15 protein-coding genes are annotated in these 15,560 nt (G+C 72.4%); 3 read left to right on the forward strand and 12 right to left on the reverse strand.

What is annotated here, in order from left to right:
• Window positions 1-104 precede the first annotated feature (104 nt).
• The 11 genes from ACFWFZ_RS14355 to ACFWFZ_RS14405 all read right to left on the reverse strand — a co-directional run bounded on the left by ACFWFZ_RS14355 (window position 105) and on the right by ACFWFZ_RS14405 (window position 12,291).
• Window positions 105-1,205, reverse strand: coding sequence for a polyprenyl synthetase family protein (locus ACFWFZ_RS14355; protein WP_387121656.1), 1,101 nt, complete (start codon window positions 1,203-1,205; stop codon window positions 105-107).
• A gap of 74 nt (window positions 1,206-1,279) precedes the next feature.
• Entirely contained in the window at window positions 1,280-2,659 is a 1,380-nt protein-coding gene (gene hpnE, locus ACFWFZ_RS14360) for a hydroxysqualene dehydroxylase HpnE (protein WP_387121659.1), read from the reverse strand.
• A 298-nt stretch (window positions 2,660-2,957) separates the two neighbouring features.
• Window positions 2,958-3,938: a presqualene diphosphate synthase HpnD gene (gene hpnD, locus ACFWFZ_RS14365; RefSeq protein ID WP_387121662.1), complete on the reverse strand. Its 981-nt coding sequence runs from the start codon at window positions 3,936-3,938 to the stop codon at window positions 2,958-2,960.
• Window positions 3,935-4,819, reverse strand: coding sequence for a squalene synthase HpnC (hpnC, locus tag ACFWFZ_RS14370; protein ID WP_387121665.1), 885 nt, complete (start codon window positions 4,817-4,819; stop codon window positions 3,935-3,937). The genes hpnD and hpnC overlap by 4 nt, the downstream gene beginning before the upstream one ends.
• 593 nt (window positions 4,820-5,412) lie before the next feature.
• Window positions 5,413-6,195, reverse strand: coding sequence for an ABC transporter ATP-binding protein (locus ACFWFZ_RS14375; RefSeq protein WP_356811940.1), 783 nt, complete (start codon window positions 6,193-6,195; stop codon window positions 5,413-5,415).
• A complete protein-coding gene (locus ACFWFZ_RS14380) occupies window positions 6,188-7,117 on the reverse strand; it encodes an ABC transporter permease (RefSeq protein WP_387121669.1) in 930 nt (309 codons plus the stop codon). Before ACFWFZ_RS14380 ends, ACFWFZ_RS14375 begins: the two co-directional genes overlap by 8 nt.
• 94 nt (window positions 7,118-7,211) lie before the next feature.
• Complete coding sequence (locus ACFWFZ_RS14385; protein ID WP_387122010.1) at window positions 7,212-8,093, reverse strand: glycosyltransferase family 2 protein; 882 nt, start codon at window positions 8,091-8,093, stop codon at window positions 7,212-7,214.
• An 8-nt stretch (window positions 8,094-8,101) separates the two neighbouring features.
• A complete protein-coding gene (locus ACFWFZ_RS14390; protein WP_387121672.1) occupies window positions 8,102-8,881 on the reverse strand; it encodes a CDP-alcohol phosphatidyltransferase family protein in 780 nt (259 codons plus the stop codon).
• Window positions 8,859-9,920: an iron-containing alcohol dehydrogenase family protein gene (locus ACFWFZ_RS14395; RefSeq protein ID WP_387121675.1), complete on the reverse strand. Its 1,062-nt coding sequence runs from the start codon at window positions 9,918-9,920 to the stop codon at window positions 8,859-8,861. The genes ACFWFZ_RS14390 and ACFWFZ_RS14395 overlap by 23 nt, the downstream gene beginning before the upstream one ends.
• A complete protein-coding gene (locus ACFWFZ_RS14400; protein ID WP_387121678.1) occupies window positions 9,908-10,660 on the reverse strand; it encodes a sugar phosphate nucleotidyltransferase in 753 nt (250 codons plus the stop codon). The genes ACFWFZ_RS14395 and ACFWFZ_RS14400 overlap by 13 nt, the downstream gene beginning before the upstream one ends.
• On the reverse strand, window positions 10,657-12,291 hold the full coding sequence (locus tag ACFWFZ_RS14405) for a DUF5941 domain-containing protein (RefSeq protein WP_387121681.1): 1,635 nt from the start codon (window positions 12,289-12,291) through the stop codon (window positions 10,657-10,659). The genes ACFWFZ_RS14400 and ACFWFZ_RS14405 overlap by 4 nt, the downstream gene beginning before the upstream one ends.
• Between ACFWFZ_RS14405 and ACFWFZ_RS14410 the strand changes: the two genes are divergently transcribed.
• From ACFWFZ_RS14410 to idi, 3 genes are all read left to right on the forward strand, one after another.
• The gene (locus ACFWFZ_RS14410; protein WP_387121684.1) at window positions 12,268-12,405 is read left to right on the forward strand and encodes a hypothetical protein; all 138 of its coding nucleotides are present in this window, start codon (window positions 12,268-12,270) and stop codon (window positions 12,403-12,405) included. The genes ACFWFZ_RS14405 and ACFWFZ_RS14410 overlap by 24 nt on opposite strands.
• A 439-nt stretch (window positions 12,406-12,844) precedes the next feature.
• Window positions 12,845-14,155, forward strand: a complete 1,311-nt coding sequence (locus ACFWFZ_RS14415; RefSeq protein ID WP_387121687.1) for a GNAT family N-acetyltransferase — start codon at window positions 12,845-12,847, stop codon at window positions 14,153-14,155.
• 202 nt (window positions 14,156-14,357) lie between these two features.
• Complete coding sequence (gene idi, locus ACFWFZ_RS14420; RefSeq protein ID WP_030899773.1) at window positions 14,358-14,957, forward strand: isopentenyl-diphosphate Delta-isomerase; 600 nt, start codon at window positions 14,358-14,360, stop codon at window positions 14,955-14,957.
• A gap of 44 nt (window positions 14,958-15,001) precedes the next feature.
• Here idi and ACFWFZ_RS14425 read toward each other — a convergent pair whose 3' ends face one another.
• Window positions 15,002-15,532, reverse strand: a complete 531-nt coding sequence (locus tag ACFWFZ_RS14425) for an ATP-binding protein (RefSeq protein WP_387121690.1) — start codon at window positions 15,530-15,532, stop codon at window positions 15,002-15,004.
• Window positions 15,533-15,560 lie beyond the last annotated feature (28 nt).

Here is a 15,560-nt window from a genome sequence, read left to right on the forward strand (position 1 = left end):
AGTGTCCTGTGCTGTGCTGGGGTCTGCCGTCGGCCGGAGCCCGCCACGCTCAGGCGGGGGCGCCGGCCGGCGACTCGCGATTCATATCCGCTGTCGGGTGGCGGTCACCTCTTGCGTACGACGACGAAGTCGGCGAGGTCCACGAGCTGTTCGCGGACCCGCTGCGGCATGTCGACGTCGTCCAGGGCGCGGATGGCGACGGCGTGCTGGCGGCGCGCCTCGTCCGCGGTCCACTGACGGCCGCCGGCCTCCTCGATGAGCGCCGCGCGGGCCGCGAACTCCTCCTCCGAGAAGTTCGCGAAGTCGCTGCTCTTGGCGTCGGCGGCGAGCAGCTCGGCGAGCCGCTCGGAGGCCGGCCCGCCCGCGGCGAGGGCGGCGACGACCGGCAGGGACTTCTTGCGCTGGCGCAGGTCGCTCCAGGTCTGCTTGCCGGTGGACTCCGGGTCTCCCCAGATGCCGAGGAGGTCGTCGACCGCCTGGAAGGCGAGGCCGAGGTGGTAGCCGTACTCCTCCAGCTTGTCGGCCGTACGGTCGTCCGCGCCGCCGAGCACCGCGCCGATGGAGACCGCGCAGGCGAGCAGCGCGCCGGTCTTGTTGCCCTCCATCTCCAGGCACTCCTCGACGCTGACGCGCTCGCGGTGCTCGTAGGAGATGTCCTGTGCCTGGCCGTCGATGAGCTTGCGGCTGGCGGTGGTCAGCCGGCGGGTCGCGCGGCCCGCCTCGACGGTGCCGAGTTCCAGCAGGATCTCGTTGGCGAGGGCGAAGAGCGCGTCGCCGACGAGGATCGCGAGGGCCGGCCCGTGCACCTTCCAGACGGTGTCGCGGTGGCGGCGCTGCTCGTCGCCGTCCATCAGGTCGTCGTGGAGCAGCGAGAAGTTGTGCACGAGCTCGACGGCGACGGCGCCGGGGATGCCGACCTCCGGTGCGGCGCCCGCCGCCTCGGCGGAGAGCAGGGCGAGGGCGGGGCGCACGGCCTTGCCGCCGTCGCCGTCGGCCGGGTGGCCGTGGGCGTCGATCCAGCCGAAGTGGTAGGCGGCGACGGTGTCCATGGGCGCGGCGAGCCGGTCCACGGCGTCGCGGAGGGCGGGGGTCGACAGCGTACGGCCGCGTTCCAGGAGGGCGACGGTGTCCGCCTTCTCCACGCCCCTTCCGGCTGTGCCCACACTGGCATCCGTGTTCTCGACAGCCGGATTCCCCGGGTTCACTGGCTCTCCTCTTGTTCCTGTACGTGCTGTGCTCGTGGTGCTGGTGGTGCCGGCCGCGCCGGTGGTGGTGGTCGTCATGCCGCCTCCTGCAGAGGATGTTCGCGGTGGCGGCCGAGTGCGGCGAGTGCGGCCTGCGCCGCGCTCAGTCCGCTCCGGACGGCGCCCTCCATGGTCGCGGGCCAACCCGTGGCAGTCCACGCACCGGCCAGGTAGAGCCCCGGCGTGTCGGTCCGCGCGCCGGGCCTCAGCCGGCCGACGCCGGGCGTGGGCGCGAAGGTCGCCGTCCGCTCCCGGGTGACGAAGAAGTCCCGTACCTTGGCACCTCGCGCTGCGGGCAGCAGTCGTTCCAGCTCGGGCAGGTACTTGGCGCGCAGCACCGAGACGGGCTCGTCGATGTCGTCCTGGGCGGCGGACTGGGACAGTGCCAGGTACTGGCCGCCGTCGGGGAGTCCGGAGGAGTCGGTACGGTCGAAGACCCACTGGACCGGGGAGCCGAGTGCGGCGAAGAAGGGCTGCTTGAGCACCTTGCGGTCGTAGACGACGTGGACGTTCAGGATCGGCGCGGTGCCGATGTCGAGGAGCTTGTCGGGGTCGGCGAGGGCGCCGGCGGGCAGCAGCCCGTGCGCCTCGCGCTGCGGTACGGCGAGGACGACGGTGCCCGCTTCGAGGGACTCCTCCTCGGTGTCGACGCGCCAGGAGCCCTCGGGGGTGCGGGTCACGGCGGTGACGCGGGTGCGCAGCTCGGTCCGTACCCCGGCCGCGTCGAGCTGCTTGCGGGCGAGGGTGTCGTGCAGGACGCCGAGCGGGACGTGGGCCCAGCCGATGTCGGCGGCGCTCTTCTCGGAGAGCAGGCCGGTCTTGAAGACCATGGCGGCCAGGCCCAGCGAGGAGTGTGCGGCGGGGGCGTTGAGGGTGGCGACGCCGACGAGGTCCCACAGGGCCTCGATGGTGCGGGCGGACTGCCCGTAGCGGCCGAGCCAGGTGGCGAAGTCCAGTCCGTCCAGCGCGGGGTCCGCCGGGTCGAGGCGGCGCAGCGCGAGGGCGGCGCGGCCCACGCTCGCGCGCTCGGCGAGCGACATGTGGGGGTAGCGTGCCAGTGCCCCGGCGAGGTGCAGGGGCACGGGCAGGCCGCCGCGGCGCAGCCGTCCCAGGCGCGGCCCGCCGGGGTGGGCGACGTCGAGGACGGGTACGTCGAGCCGGTCCTGGAGGGGGGCGAGGGCTGCGCCGCCGATGCGGTCGAGGAACCACCGGTAGGCCGTGCAGCACCGCAGGTAGACGTGCTGGCCGTTGTCGACGTCGAGGTCGCCGCGCTTGAAGGAGAAGGCGAGCCCGCCGAGCCGGGGGCGGCCTTCGAGCAGGGTGACGCGCAGTCCCGCGTCGGCGAGTTCGAGGGCGGTCGTGACCCCGGCGAGTCCGCCGCCGACGACGACGGCGTGCTGGTCGGTACCCGTCATGCGCCCTCCCCCGTGATGCGGACCCCCTCCGGGCCGGTCGGCAGGCCTCGGTCCGCAGGAAGGGACGCGCCCGCCGTCGGCGTGGTTGCCCCGGCCGGCGCGCGGCCGGGGCGGCGCGCCGCGCCCGTACGCCGGGCGCCGCCGGCGCACGCCGGGTGGGCGCTCGGGGGCGTCCCCGGAGCGCCGGACAGCCCGCCGGCCGGGATCACGGTCGGCAGGGCCGTGGAGTGCCGGCGGCCGGTGCCGGACCGCCGTCGGGCGGTGGCGGCGCGCGGCGGGAACGCCTTCGTCCGGATCGTCACATCCGCCTCCGGACGGCCTGGCGGGAGACGGTCCGCGCGTCGAGGCCGGACAGGCCGCGCACGGCGACGTACGCCTTCTCGTGCGGCGGCAGCGAGACGCGGCCGCGCAGGACCGCCTCCGGCTCCCGCTCGATGCGGTCGAGGAGGCGCCGGTAGATGCCGGCCATGGCGGCCACGCAGGCCCCGCTGCGCCGGTCGAGCATCGGCAGCAGCCGGTAGCCCTCGGCGAAGAGGGCGCGGGCGCGCCGGACCTCGTGGTGGACCAGTCCGGCGAAGTCGGCTCCGGCGGGGAGCCGGCCGGCCTGGAAGCCTTCCGAGCAGCCGAACTTGGCGAGGTCCTCCGCGGGCAGGTAGGTGCGTCCGTTGGCGGCGTCCTCGCGGACGTCGCGGAGGATGTTGGTGAGCTGCAGGGCGAGGCCGAGGGTGTCGGCGTACTCGGCGGCGCGCGCGGCGTCGGAGCTGCCCGGGCCCGGTGCGTTCACCGTGCCGAAGACGCCGAGGGAGAGCCGTCCGATGGCTCCGGCCACGCAGCGGCAGTAGGTCTTGAGGTCGTCCCAGGTCTCGTAGGTCTCGCCGCGGACATCCATGAGCACGCCGTCGATGAGCTCGTCGAGGCCGCCGAGCGGGATCGGGAAGCGGCGGGCGGAGTGCGCGAGCGCGACGGCGACCGGGTCGGTGTCGTCCTCGTCGACCTCCCCGGCCCGGATCCGCCCGAGGACGGCGCGGGTCTCCTCCAGGCGGGCGAACTTCGCCTCGGTGGGCAGTAGGCCGTCGCCGATGTCGTCGACCCGCCGGGAGAAGGCGTAGAGCGCGGACATCGCATGGCGCTTGTCGGTGGGCAGCAGCCGGATTCCGTACGCGAAATTGCGCGCCTGTGAACCGGTGACGGCCTCGCAGTAGCTGTAGGCCGCCGAGACCGGTGCGGACACCGCGGTCAGTGCGGACGCGTGTGTGGGGCCCTCCACGGTCGGGCTCACCTCTTTCTCGGCGCTGTGCGCAGGACGGCGGCAACCTCGCGGAGCAGGCCGCTCTTGGTCGGTTTGGGCGGGCCGGGGAGTACGTCGAAGCCGGCGGCGGTGACGGCTCGTACGGCTGCGCGCCCGCCTCCCACGAAGCCCGCGAGCAGCAGCCGGAGTCTGCCGTGCACGCTCCCCACGAGCGGGACGCCTTCGTCCAGCAGCGTGGCGGCACGCTCGGCCTCGAACGCGACCAGGGCGCGTACGGAGGCGCCGGCGGACGGGGCCGCCAGGTCGGCCTCGCAGACGTGGAAGCGCCGCATGTCCTCGGCGGGCAGGTAGATCCGGTCGCGGCCCAGGTCCTCGGCCACGTCCTGGACGTGCTCGACGATCTGCAGGGCGGTGCAGACGGCGTCGGAGAGGCGGACGCGTTCGGGCGTACTGGTCCCGGTGAGGGACAGCACGAGGCGGCCGACCGGGTTGGCGGACAGCTCGCAGTAGGCGACGAGGTCCCCGTACGTCTCGTAGCGCGTGACGTGCTGGTCCTGGCGGTTGGCCTCGATGAGTCCGAGGAAGGGCTCGGGGGTCAGGCCGTGGGCGCGCACCACGGGCCGCAGCGCGAGCAGCAGGGGGTGGCGCGGGGGGCCGTCCTCGGAGCCGAAGACGCGCAGCAGGTCGGTCTCGAAGGCGTCGAGCATGGCGAGCCGGTCGTCGACCGCGGCCGGGTCGAGGCCGAGGAGCACGGCGTCCCGTCCGCCGGGGGCGAGGTCGCCGTCGCCGATGTCGTCGACGAGGCGGGCGTAGCCGTAGACGGCCGTCAGCCCGTCGCGCCAGGCGCGGGGCAGGAAGGCGGGGGCGACGGGGAAGTTCTCCGCCGTCGCCTTGTCGAGGGTGGCGCTCACGTGGACCGTGTCGGACAGGGGTCGGGTGCCGTGCCCCGGGTTCACCGCCCGCCGCCCGGGGCGGGGACGGCCGCCGTCCCTGGGGGCCGGAGAATTCCCGTAGCCATTGCCGTCACATCTCCCGTTCTACACTGCCGACCCAATGCATCCTATTTCGGACACGCCGCCGGGGTTTTACCGGGGCCGCCCCGGGGCCGTTCACCTGCGGGGAATCGTCCCCTCTTGCCGCGATTCAGGACCGCATCAGCTTACGCTGTAGAACGTCGCGGAGGCCGCTCGGGTATTCGCTGCGCCACCGAATGTCGTCGCGCAATACGAGAACGCGCATGCGACGTAATGCGGGAGCACGCTTAGGTCCTGTCTGGAGTTCCGGCGCGGGAGAAGGAGCGGCGTCCGGTGCCGTCGAATCCAAGGCGGAGGAGGGAGTCGACGCGGAGCGTCGGCGACTGACGACAACGCCGGAAGCGGCGGCACCAGACACCGCAACGCCGCGGGGGAACTCCAGACAGGACCTTAAGGCCCCCGCCGCTCTGCGGCGGGGGCCTTCGGCGAAGCGGAGAGGCGCCTCGGAGGGGGTCCGCGCGACCCGGAGGTCAGCCGTTGGTGGCCTTCTCGTACGCCGAGACGACTTCCTCCGTCGGCCCGTCCATCAGGAGCTCGCCCTTCTCCAGCCACAGCACCCGGTCGCAGGTGTCCCGGATCGACTTGTTGTTGTGGCTGACCAGGAAGACCGTGCCGGCCTTCTCCCGGAGTTCCTTGATGCGGTTCTCCGAACGCACCTGGAAGGAGCGGTCACCGGTGGCCAGGGCCTCGTCGATCATCAGGACGTCGTGGTCCTTGGCCGCCGCGATGGAGAACCGCAGTCGCGCCGCCATGCCGGAGGAGTAGGTGCGCATCGGCAGGGAGACGAAATCGCCCTTCTCGTTGATGCCCGAGAAGTCGACGATGCTCTGGTAACGCTGCCTGATCTGCTCGCGGCTCATCCCCATGGCGAGACCGCCGAGGACGATGTTGCGCTCGCCAGTGAGGTCGTTCATCAGCGCGGCGTTCACGCCCAGCAGCGAGGGCTGGCCGTCGGTGTAGACCTTGCCCTCCTCGCAGGGCAGCAGGCCGGCGATGGCGCGCAGCAGGGTGGACTTGCCGGAGCCGTTGGAGCCGATCAGGCCGATGGCCTCGCCGCGGTAGGCGGTGAAGGAGACGCCGCGCACGGCGTGGACGCGGCGGACGCCCGGGGCGTCGCCCTTCTTCCGGCGCACGATCTTGCTGAGCGCGGCGGTGGCCGCGCCCCTGCCGCTGCTGCCGGTGTTGACGCGGTAGACGATGTGGACGCCGTCCGCGATCACGGTGGGGACGCGCCCCTGGGTGTTGTCAGCCACGGCCGTAACGCTCCTCAGACTTCCAGAAGTACACGAAGCCGCCGAGGCCGATCACCGCGGCCCAGCCCACCGCGAAGAGCCACACGTGCGGGGGCAGGTTGCTCGCGCCGTAGTCGTCGATCAGCGCGAACCGGATGAGGTCCATGTAGATCGCGACCGGGTTCCACAGCAGCACGTCGCTGATCCACTGCGGCTGGTCCTTGAGGTAGATCCCGATCGGGAACATGACGCCCGAGGCGTACATCCACGTCCGCATCACGAACGGCATCAGCTGCGCCAGGTCGGGGGTCTTGGAACCCATCCGCGCGAAGATCATGGCGAGGCCGGTGTTGAAGACGAACTGGAGCGCCAGGGTGGGGATCACCAGCAGCCAGGACAGCTGCGGGTAGTTGCCGAACCAGAGGGCGATCACGAAGACGACGATCATCGAGTACATCAGCTGCTGGAGCTGCTGGAGCGAGAACGACACCGGCAGGGAGGCGCGCGGGAAGTGCAGCGCGCGCACCAGTCCGAGGTTCCCCGAGATCGCCCGGACGCCCGCCATCACCGAGCTCTGCGTGAAGGTGAAGACGAAGATGCCCATCACCAGGAACGGCACGTAGACGTCCTTGGGCATCTCCCGGCCCGCGCCGAGGATCAGCCCGAAGATCAGCCAGTAGACGACCGCGTTCAGCAGCGGGGTCGCCACCTGCCAGACCTGGCCGAGCTTCGCCTGGCTGTACTGCGCGACCAGCTTGGCCCGGGAGAACGCCACGATGAAGTGGCGCCTGCCCCAGAGCTGCCGCACGTACTCGCCCAGACCGGGCCGGGCGCCGCTGACCGAGAGGCCGTACTTCCTGGCGAGCTCCGCGGCGCTGAGCCCCGCGTCTGCGGACGGCGGCCTGCTCGTGGCGAGGGCGCCGTCGTGGGTTGTGTCACTCACAAGTTGAAACTTTCGTCTTCAAGATGCGGCCAGGTGGGCATCAGGCTGGTGGCTCGAGGCCCGTGATCGCGCCATGTTCCCAGACGCGGGCTGGTCAGATGACGGGAGGTCGGCCCAGGCGGGTCAACCGCCAGACCGTACGCCATCTCATCGGGCGGCGGGGTCCGCAGGGGGTGGTCCATCCCTCACGGAATCCGCCGAACCACGCCTTGAGCGCGGGTCCCGAGGGCTTCCGTAGGAGCGTCAGCAGGAGCCAGACGCCCAGGTAGACCGGGACCAGCGGGGCAGGCAGGTTGCGACGGGCGAGCCACACCCGGTTACGGGCCACCATACGGTGGTAGACCGCGTGCCGGGAGGGGGCAGTTGTCGGATGGAGCAGGACCATGTCCGCGCGGTAGTCGATCAGCCACCCCGCGTCGAGTGCGCGCCAGGCCAGATCGGTCTCCTCGTGAGCGTAGAAGAACTCCCCCGGCAGCACTCCGGCCTGCTCGAACACCGTCGTGCGAACGGCGTTGGCGCCGCCCAGGAAGGTGGTCACGCGCGAGGACCGCATCGGGTCCGAGGCCCGCAGCCGCGGCACGTGGCGGCGCTGCGTCCGCCCGGTGTCCGGATCGGCGATCCGGAAGCTGATGATCCCGAGCGCGGGGTCCTCGGCGAAGGCCTGGCGGCACAGCTCGGCGGTGTCGGTGCGCTCCAGCAGCCCGTCGTCGTCGAGGAAGAGCAGCACGTCCACGTCGCGGCCGGCCGGGCCGAAGGCCTCGATGCCGACGTTGCGGCCGCCCGGGATGCCGAGGTTCTCGGGCAGGTCGACGGAGCGGACGCCCGGCGGCAGGTCCGTCACCTCGGCGACCTTCACGCCCTGGCCCACGACGACGACCTCGATCGGGTCGCCGTCCTGCCCGGCCACCGAGTCGAGGAGCGCCTTGAGCTCGTCGGGCCGGTTGCCCATGGTGATGATCACGGCGCCCAGCCGCATCGGGGCGGTCACTTGAGCCTGCTGGAGGCGAGGATCGACACCAGGTGCAGCACGGTCTGCAGCATCGCGATGCCCGCGAGGACGGCGACGCCGACCCGGGACCAGTACAGGTCTCCGCGCATCTGGTCGAGGACGGCCAGCAGCAGGATGAGCAGCGAGGCCTCGATGCCGAGGATCAGGCGGTGGAACTTGAGCGCGGCGGCGGCCCGGCGCGCGAGGGCCATGCCCTTGGCGCGCGGCTCGGCCGCGGCGTCCTTGACCACGGGCTTGCCGACCTGGTGGCGGGCGACGCCGACCAGGTCGGTCTCGGCCTTGACCAGGATGGCGCCGAGCCCCGCGAGGGTGCCCAGGAAGGCCCACAGCCAGTCGGCACCGCCGGTGCCCCACAGGTCGGCGGCGCGCAGGCCGAAACCGACCAGGACCGCCGCGTCGCACAGGTAGGCGCCGACCCGGTCCAGGTAGACCCCGGAGAGCGAGTACTGCTTCTTCCAGCGGGCGACCTCGCCGTCGACGCAGTCGAGCAGCAGGTACATCTGGACCGCGACCACGCCGAGGACGGCGCCCCAGACACCCGGCACCAGCAGGGCCGGCAGGGCCAGGACGCCGGCGAGGGTCATCAGGTAGGTCAGCTGGTTGGGCGTGACCTTCGTGGTGACCAGGAAGCGGGTGATGCGCAGGGAGATCTCGCGCATGTAGAGGCGCCCGCCCCAGTGCTCGCCGCTGACCCGGTCCTTCACGCCCGCGGGGTGGACGACGGGCCTCAGTTCAGCTACGGATGGTCTTGGCATAGTCGGCGTAAGCGTCCCTGATCTCGGCGGCGGACAGGTTGAGGTGCTCCAGGATGGTGAAGCGTCCCGGGCGGGTCTGGGGGGCGTACTCGACGGCCGCGACGAACTCGTCGATGCTGAAGCCGATCTCCTCGGGCGCCACCGGCAGGCCGTGCCTGCGCAGCACCTCGACGAAGTGGCCGGCCGCGTTCGCGGACCCGCGCAGGTGCATCGCGAAGGCCGCCCCGATGCCGACCTGCTCGCCGTGGAGCGCGGAGCGCCCCGGGTAGAGCAGGTCGAAGGCGTGGCTGATCTCGTGGCAGGCGCCGGACGACGGGCGGGAGTCCCCGCTGATCGACATGGCGATGCCGGAGAGCACCAGCGCCTCGGAGAGCACGGTGAGGAACTCGTCGTCGCCGCAGCCGCCGGGGTGGCGCAGCACGGACTCGCCCGCGGTACGCGCCATGGCGGCGGCCAGGCCGTCCACGGGCTCGCCGGTGGTCTCGTGCGAGAGCTCCCAGTCGGCGATCGCCGAGATGTTGGAGATCGCGTCGCCGATGCCGGCGCGGATGAACCGCACCGGGGCTTCCTTGATCACGTCGAGGTCGATCACCATGGCGATCGGGGTGGGGACGCCGTAGGAGCCGCGGCCGTTGTCGTTGTCCAGGATGGACACCGGCGAGCAGATGCCGTCGTGCGAGAGGTTGGTGGCGACGGCCACCATGGGCAGCCCGACCCGCGCCGCGGCGTACTTGGCCACGTCGATGATCTTGCCGCCGCCCAGGCCGACGACGGCGTCGTAGCGGCGGCCCTTTATGTCGTCGGCCAGCTTCACCGCGGAGTCGATGGTGCCGTCGACGACGGCGTACCAGTCGGCGTGCGGCAGCACGGGCTCCAGTTTGGCGCGCAGCGCCACGCCGGAGCCCCCGCTGATCGCGATGGCCAGCTTGCCGGAGGCGGAGATCCGCTGGTCCGCCAGGAGGCCGGCCAGGTCGTCCATCGCCCCGCGACTGATGTCGACGACGACGGGCGAGGGGATGAGCCTCGTCAGTACTGGCATGCGATCGTCCGGCCCTTGGCGAGGTCGTCGTGGTTGTCGATCTCGACCCACTTGACGTCGCCGATGGGGGCCACGTCGACGGTGAAGCCGTCGTTGACGAGCTGCTGGTAGCCGTCCTCGTAGTACAGGTCCGGGTCGCGCTCGAAGGTGGTCTTCAGCGCCTCGGCGAGGGCCTCGGCGGCCTCGGCCTCGATCAGCGTGACACCGATGTACTCGCCGGTGGCGTCGGCGGGGTCCATGAGCTTGGTGATCTTCTGGACGCCCTTGCCGTCGGCGGTGACGACCTTCATCTCCTCGTCGGCCAGGCTCTTGACCGTGTCGAGGGCGAGGATGATCTTCTGGCCGTTGCCGCGGGCGGCGAGGAGGGTCTCCTCGACGGAGACCGGGTGGACGGTGTCGCCGTTGGCGAGGATCACACCGCGCGCCAGGACCTCACGGGCGCACCACAGGGAGTAGGCGTTGTTCCACTCCTCGGCCTTGTCGTTGTCGATCAGCGTGATCTTCAGGCCGTACTTGGCCTCCAGCGCGGCCTGGCGCGCGTAGACGGCCTCCTTGCGGTAGCCGACGACGATCGCGACCTCGGTGAGACCGACCGCGGCGAAGTTGCCGAGGGTCAGGTCGAGGACCGTCAGGCTCTCCTCGTCGCCCTCGGGGCCGACGGGCACGAGGGCCTTGGGCAGGGTGTCGGTGTAGGGACGCAGGCGGCGTCCCGCACCGGCAGCGAGGACAAGGCCGATCATGCTGGTTCTCCTTCGTCATGTACGGCGGGTGCCCCGGAGGAGACCCAGAAGCGGATGCTCTCCACGAGCACCACCAGTGCCACGAACACGGCCAGGGCCGTGAGCGCGACGGGGAAGTCCGATGCGCGGCCCACGAGGACGGCGGCCAGGACCGTGGTCAGCAGGACCCGGCCCTCGTGGCCGCCGATCGTCCGCACCAGCCAGTGCGGGGGCGCGCCGGTGCCGCCGCGGATGCGGTACACCGTGTCGTAGTGATGGTAGGCGACCGCCGCGATCAGGCCGAATGCCGCGGGAAGGGCCCCGGGGACGTCCGCCTTGGCGGCGAGCGCGAGGACCGTCACGTACTCGGCCGCGCGGAACAGCGGCGGGATCAGCCAGTCGAGCGCGCCCTTGAGGGGGGCGGCGACGGCGAGACCGGCGGTCATGGCGTACATCACGGCGACCGCGATCAGCCGCGGGTCGCCGAAGGGGAGGTACACGGCGGCCCCGGCCATCAGCACGGTGCCGAGGGCGGCGACGTGGACGGAGCCGAAGGATCGGCCACGGCCGCGCAGCAGGCGGGCCTGGAGCTCGGCCAGGGGACCGGAGTCGGCGAGGTCGGCGAGTGCCTGGGCGGCGCGGTCGGTACGCCGGGCCTTGCGGGTCAGGGAGCGGAGCACCCGGCCGGCGGTGGTGTAGAGCGCGCCGAAGGCGCAGCCGACGATCAGGGCGTAGAAGACGATCCGGGGGGTGGTGAAGGCGGTCAGGACCGCGATCATCGCCCAGCGCTCACCGATCGGCAGGATGATCATCCGCCGGACCCAGACCGTCCAGCCGACGCTGTCGAGGCGGTCCGAGAGGGCGGCCGTCGGGCTGGTGTTGGCGGTGGCGTCGTGGTTGGCCTCGTTGAAGGAGAAGTCCACGACGTGCCGGCAGGTCATCAGGATCATGGCGCCGAGGGCGAGGCCCCAGACGTCGTCGCCGCCCCGGGCCGCGCCGAGCGCGAGGCCCGCGTAGAAGGAGTACTCCTTCGCCCGGTCGAAGGTGGCGTCGAGCCAGGCGCCCATCGTCGAGTACTGCAGGGAGTAGCGGGCGAGCTGCCCGTCGGTGCAGTCCAGGACGAAGGAGACGATGAGCAGCACACCGGCCGCGACATAGCCCCAGCGCTCACCCGTGGCGGCGCAGCCGGCCGCGATCAGCGCGGTGATCAGCGAGGCGGTGGTGACCTGGTTCGGGGTCAGGCCGCGGCGCGCGCACCAGCGGGCGATGTAGCGCGAGTACGGGCTGATGCAGAAGGTGGTGAAGAACCCGTCGCGGGACTTCACGGCGGAGCGCAGCCGTACGGCCTCCTCGTCCACGGCGGCGACGGCGGCGACGGCCGCAGCACGCTCGTCGGCGTCGGCGGGGACGGCGGCGACCAGGCTGCCGAGCTCGGGCCGCTGGACGGCGGTCCCGGTGGCCTCGACGGCGGCGGCGAGCCGGTCGGCGTAGGGGCCGGTTCCGTGGGCGCCCTCGGTGGCGACGGCCTTGTCGAGGGCCTCTCGGGCGCCCGCCTGCACGCAGAGCGCGCCGGTGACGGCGCAGGCGTCGAAGCGCGGGTCGGTCAGCGCGAGCCGCAGCGCGTGGACGTGCCCGACGAAGGCGGTGTCCACGACGGCCACCCGCTGGTCGGCGGGTACGCCGGCCAGTGCGGCGGCGGCGTCCTGGGGACCGGCGGCAGGGCGGACCTCGAAGCCGAGGGAGCGGAGCTCGTCCGCGAGCGGTGATCCGGGGACCGGCAGGCCGGTGAGGATGACGGTCGGCAGACGAACTCACTCCTTGTGACGGATCCGAACGGGCGCGCCCGTGGGGCGGCGGCACGTCGGCAGAGGCTATCGGATGAATGGAAGCAGGGTTTCATCACCCGTTTACGCCCCGATAAGCCGAATGTCCGGGCTCCGGGCCGGGTCGCGATCATCATCGGTGATCACGGCGCGATACCACAAACGGCGTGGATGTTACGGTGGGCACGCCCGTGTAGGTGTCGAGTGGAAAGAGGTGGGTCGATGACCGTCTCAGTGGTCGCGGCCGAGCGCTGCGAACTCCGGCGCATCCCCCCTTTCCTCCGGGCGACCGGCCGGGCCTGATCCGCCGTCCCCCCAGCGTGCGCTGATGCGCTGAGGGGACCCCACAGATCGGCCGGAGCCCCTCTTCCAAGGGTTCACGTTGACCGACGACACCGTCTTCACCCACACCATCGACGACGCCACCGAGGCGTTCTTCACCCTGCACCACGGACTGCCCCGGCAGGCTCCGGGCTCCGACGCGAGCACCCGCCGCCTGCTGTCCCTGTGCGGCCCCCTGCCCGAGCGGCCCCGCGTCCTCGACCTGGGCTGCGGTCCGGGCCGCAGTGCGCTGCTGCTCGCCGCCGAGGCGGGCGGGTCCGGCCGCGGCGGCGCCGAGGTGACCGCCGTCGACCTGCACGCCCCCTTCCTCGACGAGCTCCGCACGGCCGCCGCGGCCCGCGGGCTGGCCGACCGGGTCCGCACCGTCGAGGCGGACATGGGCGCGCTTCCCGCCGAGGAGGCCGAGGACGCCTCCTTCGACCTCGTCTGGGCGGAGGGCTCCGCCTACATCCTCGGTTTCGACACCGCGCTCGCGCGGTGGAAGCGGCTGCTCGCCCCGGGCGGCACGCTCGTGCTGACCGAGTGCGAGTGGACGGCGCGGGAGCCGTCCGCCGGAGCGCGCGCCTTCTGGGACCCGTACTACCCGCTGCGCTCCACCGCCCGCAACATCGCGGCCGCCCAGGCCGCCGGGTACCAGGTGCTCGGCGTGCACCACCTGCCCGGCTCGGACTGGGACGAGTACTACGGCCCGCTCGCCGGACGGGTCCGCGCTCACGAGCCGGCCGCGACCCCCGCGATGGCACGGGCACTGGCCGCCACCCGGGAGGAGCTCGCCGTACGGGCCCGCCACGGGCACGAGTACGGGTACACGGGCTATGTCCTGCGCCCGGTGGAGGCCGGTGGCGGCGGCGCCTGGCCGGCCCGGCCGGAGACCGCGGCGGACGTCGCCGCCGTGCGGGCGGTCAACCGGGCGGCCTTCGAGACCCCGCTGGAGGCGGATCTCGTGGACGCCCTGCGCGCGGACGGCTCCTGGCTGCCGGGGCTGTCGTATGTGGCCGAGGCCCCGGACGGGTCCGTCGCCGCGCACGCCCTGCTCACCCGGTGCGAGGTCGGCGGCGCCCCGGCGCTGGCGCTGGCCCCGGTGGCCGTCGATCCGGCGTACCAGCGCTCGGGGGCGGGCAGTGCGGTCGTACGGGCCCTGCTGGCGGCGGCCCGGGAACGGGGCGAGTCCCTGGTGCTGGTCCTGGGGCACCCGTCCTACTACCCGCGCTTCGGTTTCGTGGCGGCCTCGCGGTTCGGCATCCGGGCGCCCTTCGAGGTTCCGGACGAGGCCATGATGGCGCTGGTGCTGGACGGTTCCGTCCCGGTCCCGGCGGGCACGATCACGTATCCGGCCCCGTTCGGAGTCTGACGCGCGTGAGCGGTGTGTGACGTGCGCGTGAGCGGTGTGTGACGTGTCCGCCCCCCGTCGCCGAGGACCTGCCGGGCCAGGCGGGACTCTGACGCCAGGACCTATCACGGGACGGGGGGCGGACATGCGCGGATCTCCGAAGTGGGGACAAGCCTCTTTTGTACGGCAGACTGAAGGCCGAAGTCCGAAGCGAAGGATGGGTATGCCGACCACACCAGCCACCGCCGCGAACAGCGCGTCCAACGGCACCGGTACTCAAGAACCGATCATGCTCGAACTGGTCGACGAGTCCGGCAACACCATCGGCACGGCGGAGAAGCTCTCCGCCCATCAGGCGCCCGGGCAGCTGCACCGGGCGTTCTCCGTGTTCCTGTTCGACGAGCAGGGCCGTCTGCTGCTCCAGCGGCGGGCCCTCGGGAAGTACCACTCGCCGGGTGTCTGGTCGAACACCTGTTGCGGCCACCCGTACCCAGGGGAGTCCCCGTTCGCGGCGGCGGCCCGGCGGACCCACGAGGAGCTGGGGCTGTCGCCGTCGCTGCTCGCGCAGGCGGGAACGGTGCGCTACAACCACCCGGACCCCGCGTCGGGGCTCGTGGAGCAGGAGTTCAATCACCTGTTCGTGGGACTTGCGCAGGCTGCCGTGCGGCCGGATCCGGAGGAGGTCGAGGACACCGCCTTCGTCACCGCCGAGGAGCTGGCGAAGCGGCATGCCGAAGTGCCGTTCTCGGCCTGGTTCATGACCGTGCTGGACGCGGCGCGGCCTGCGATCCGTGAGCTGACCGGCGACGCGGCGGGCTGGTAGCCCGGAGCCCGTACTCCGTCCCCGCCTCCCCCGCCGTGCGCCGCTCAGCGGGCGGTCGGCGGGGCGGCGAGCGGGAGGGCCGCCCAGACGACCTTGCCGCCGGTCGAGGTGTGCTCGACGTCGCAGACGCCGCCGGACTCCAGGGTGATCTCCCGGACGAGCAGCAGGCCGCGGCCGCCGGTCTGGCCGTAGTCCGCCTCCAGCGCCTTGGGGCGGTAGGGGTGGTTGTCCTCGACGGCCACCCGGACCCACTCGCGGCCGATGGCGACCTCGACGGCGACCTCGGGCGAGAGCAGGGCGGCGTGCCGGACCGAGTTCGTCACGAGTTCGGAGACGATCAGGAGCAGCGAGTACACGAGGTCCTGAGGGGCCGGCACCCCCTGGCGCCCGAGCAGGTCCCGGACGGCCCGGCGGGCCTGCGGAACGGATTCTTCTACTGCGGGAGCGGTGAACCTCCACACACCCTCGTAGGCGAGGGGGTCGGCCGGAGCTCCCGGCGCCCCCTCCTCGGCTTGCGGGCCGCTCCCGCTGGCGTCCATCTTCCGGCCCCCGTCTTCACGCTCGATCGTCTCCACGCGACAAGAGTGGGGAAGGGGCGGGTGC

It is taken from the genome of Streptomyces sp. NPDC060232 (genome assembly GCF_042726555.1).
GTDB lineage: Bacteria > Actinomycetota > Actinomycetes > Streptomycetales > Streptomycetaceae > Streptomyces.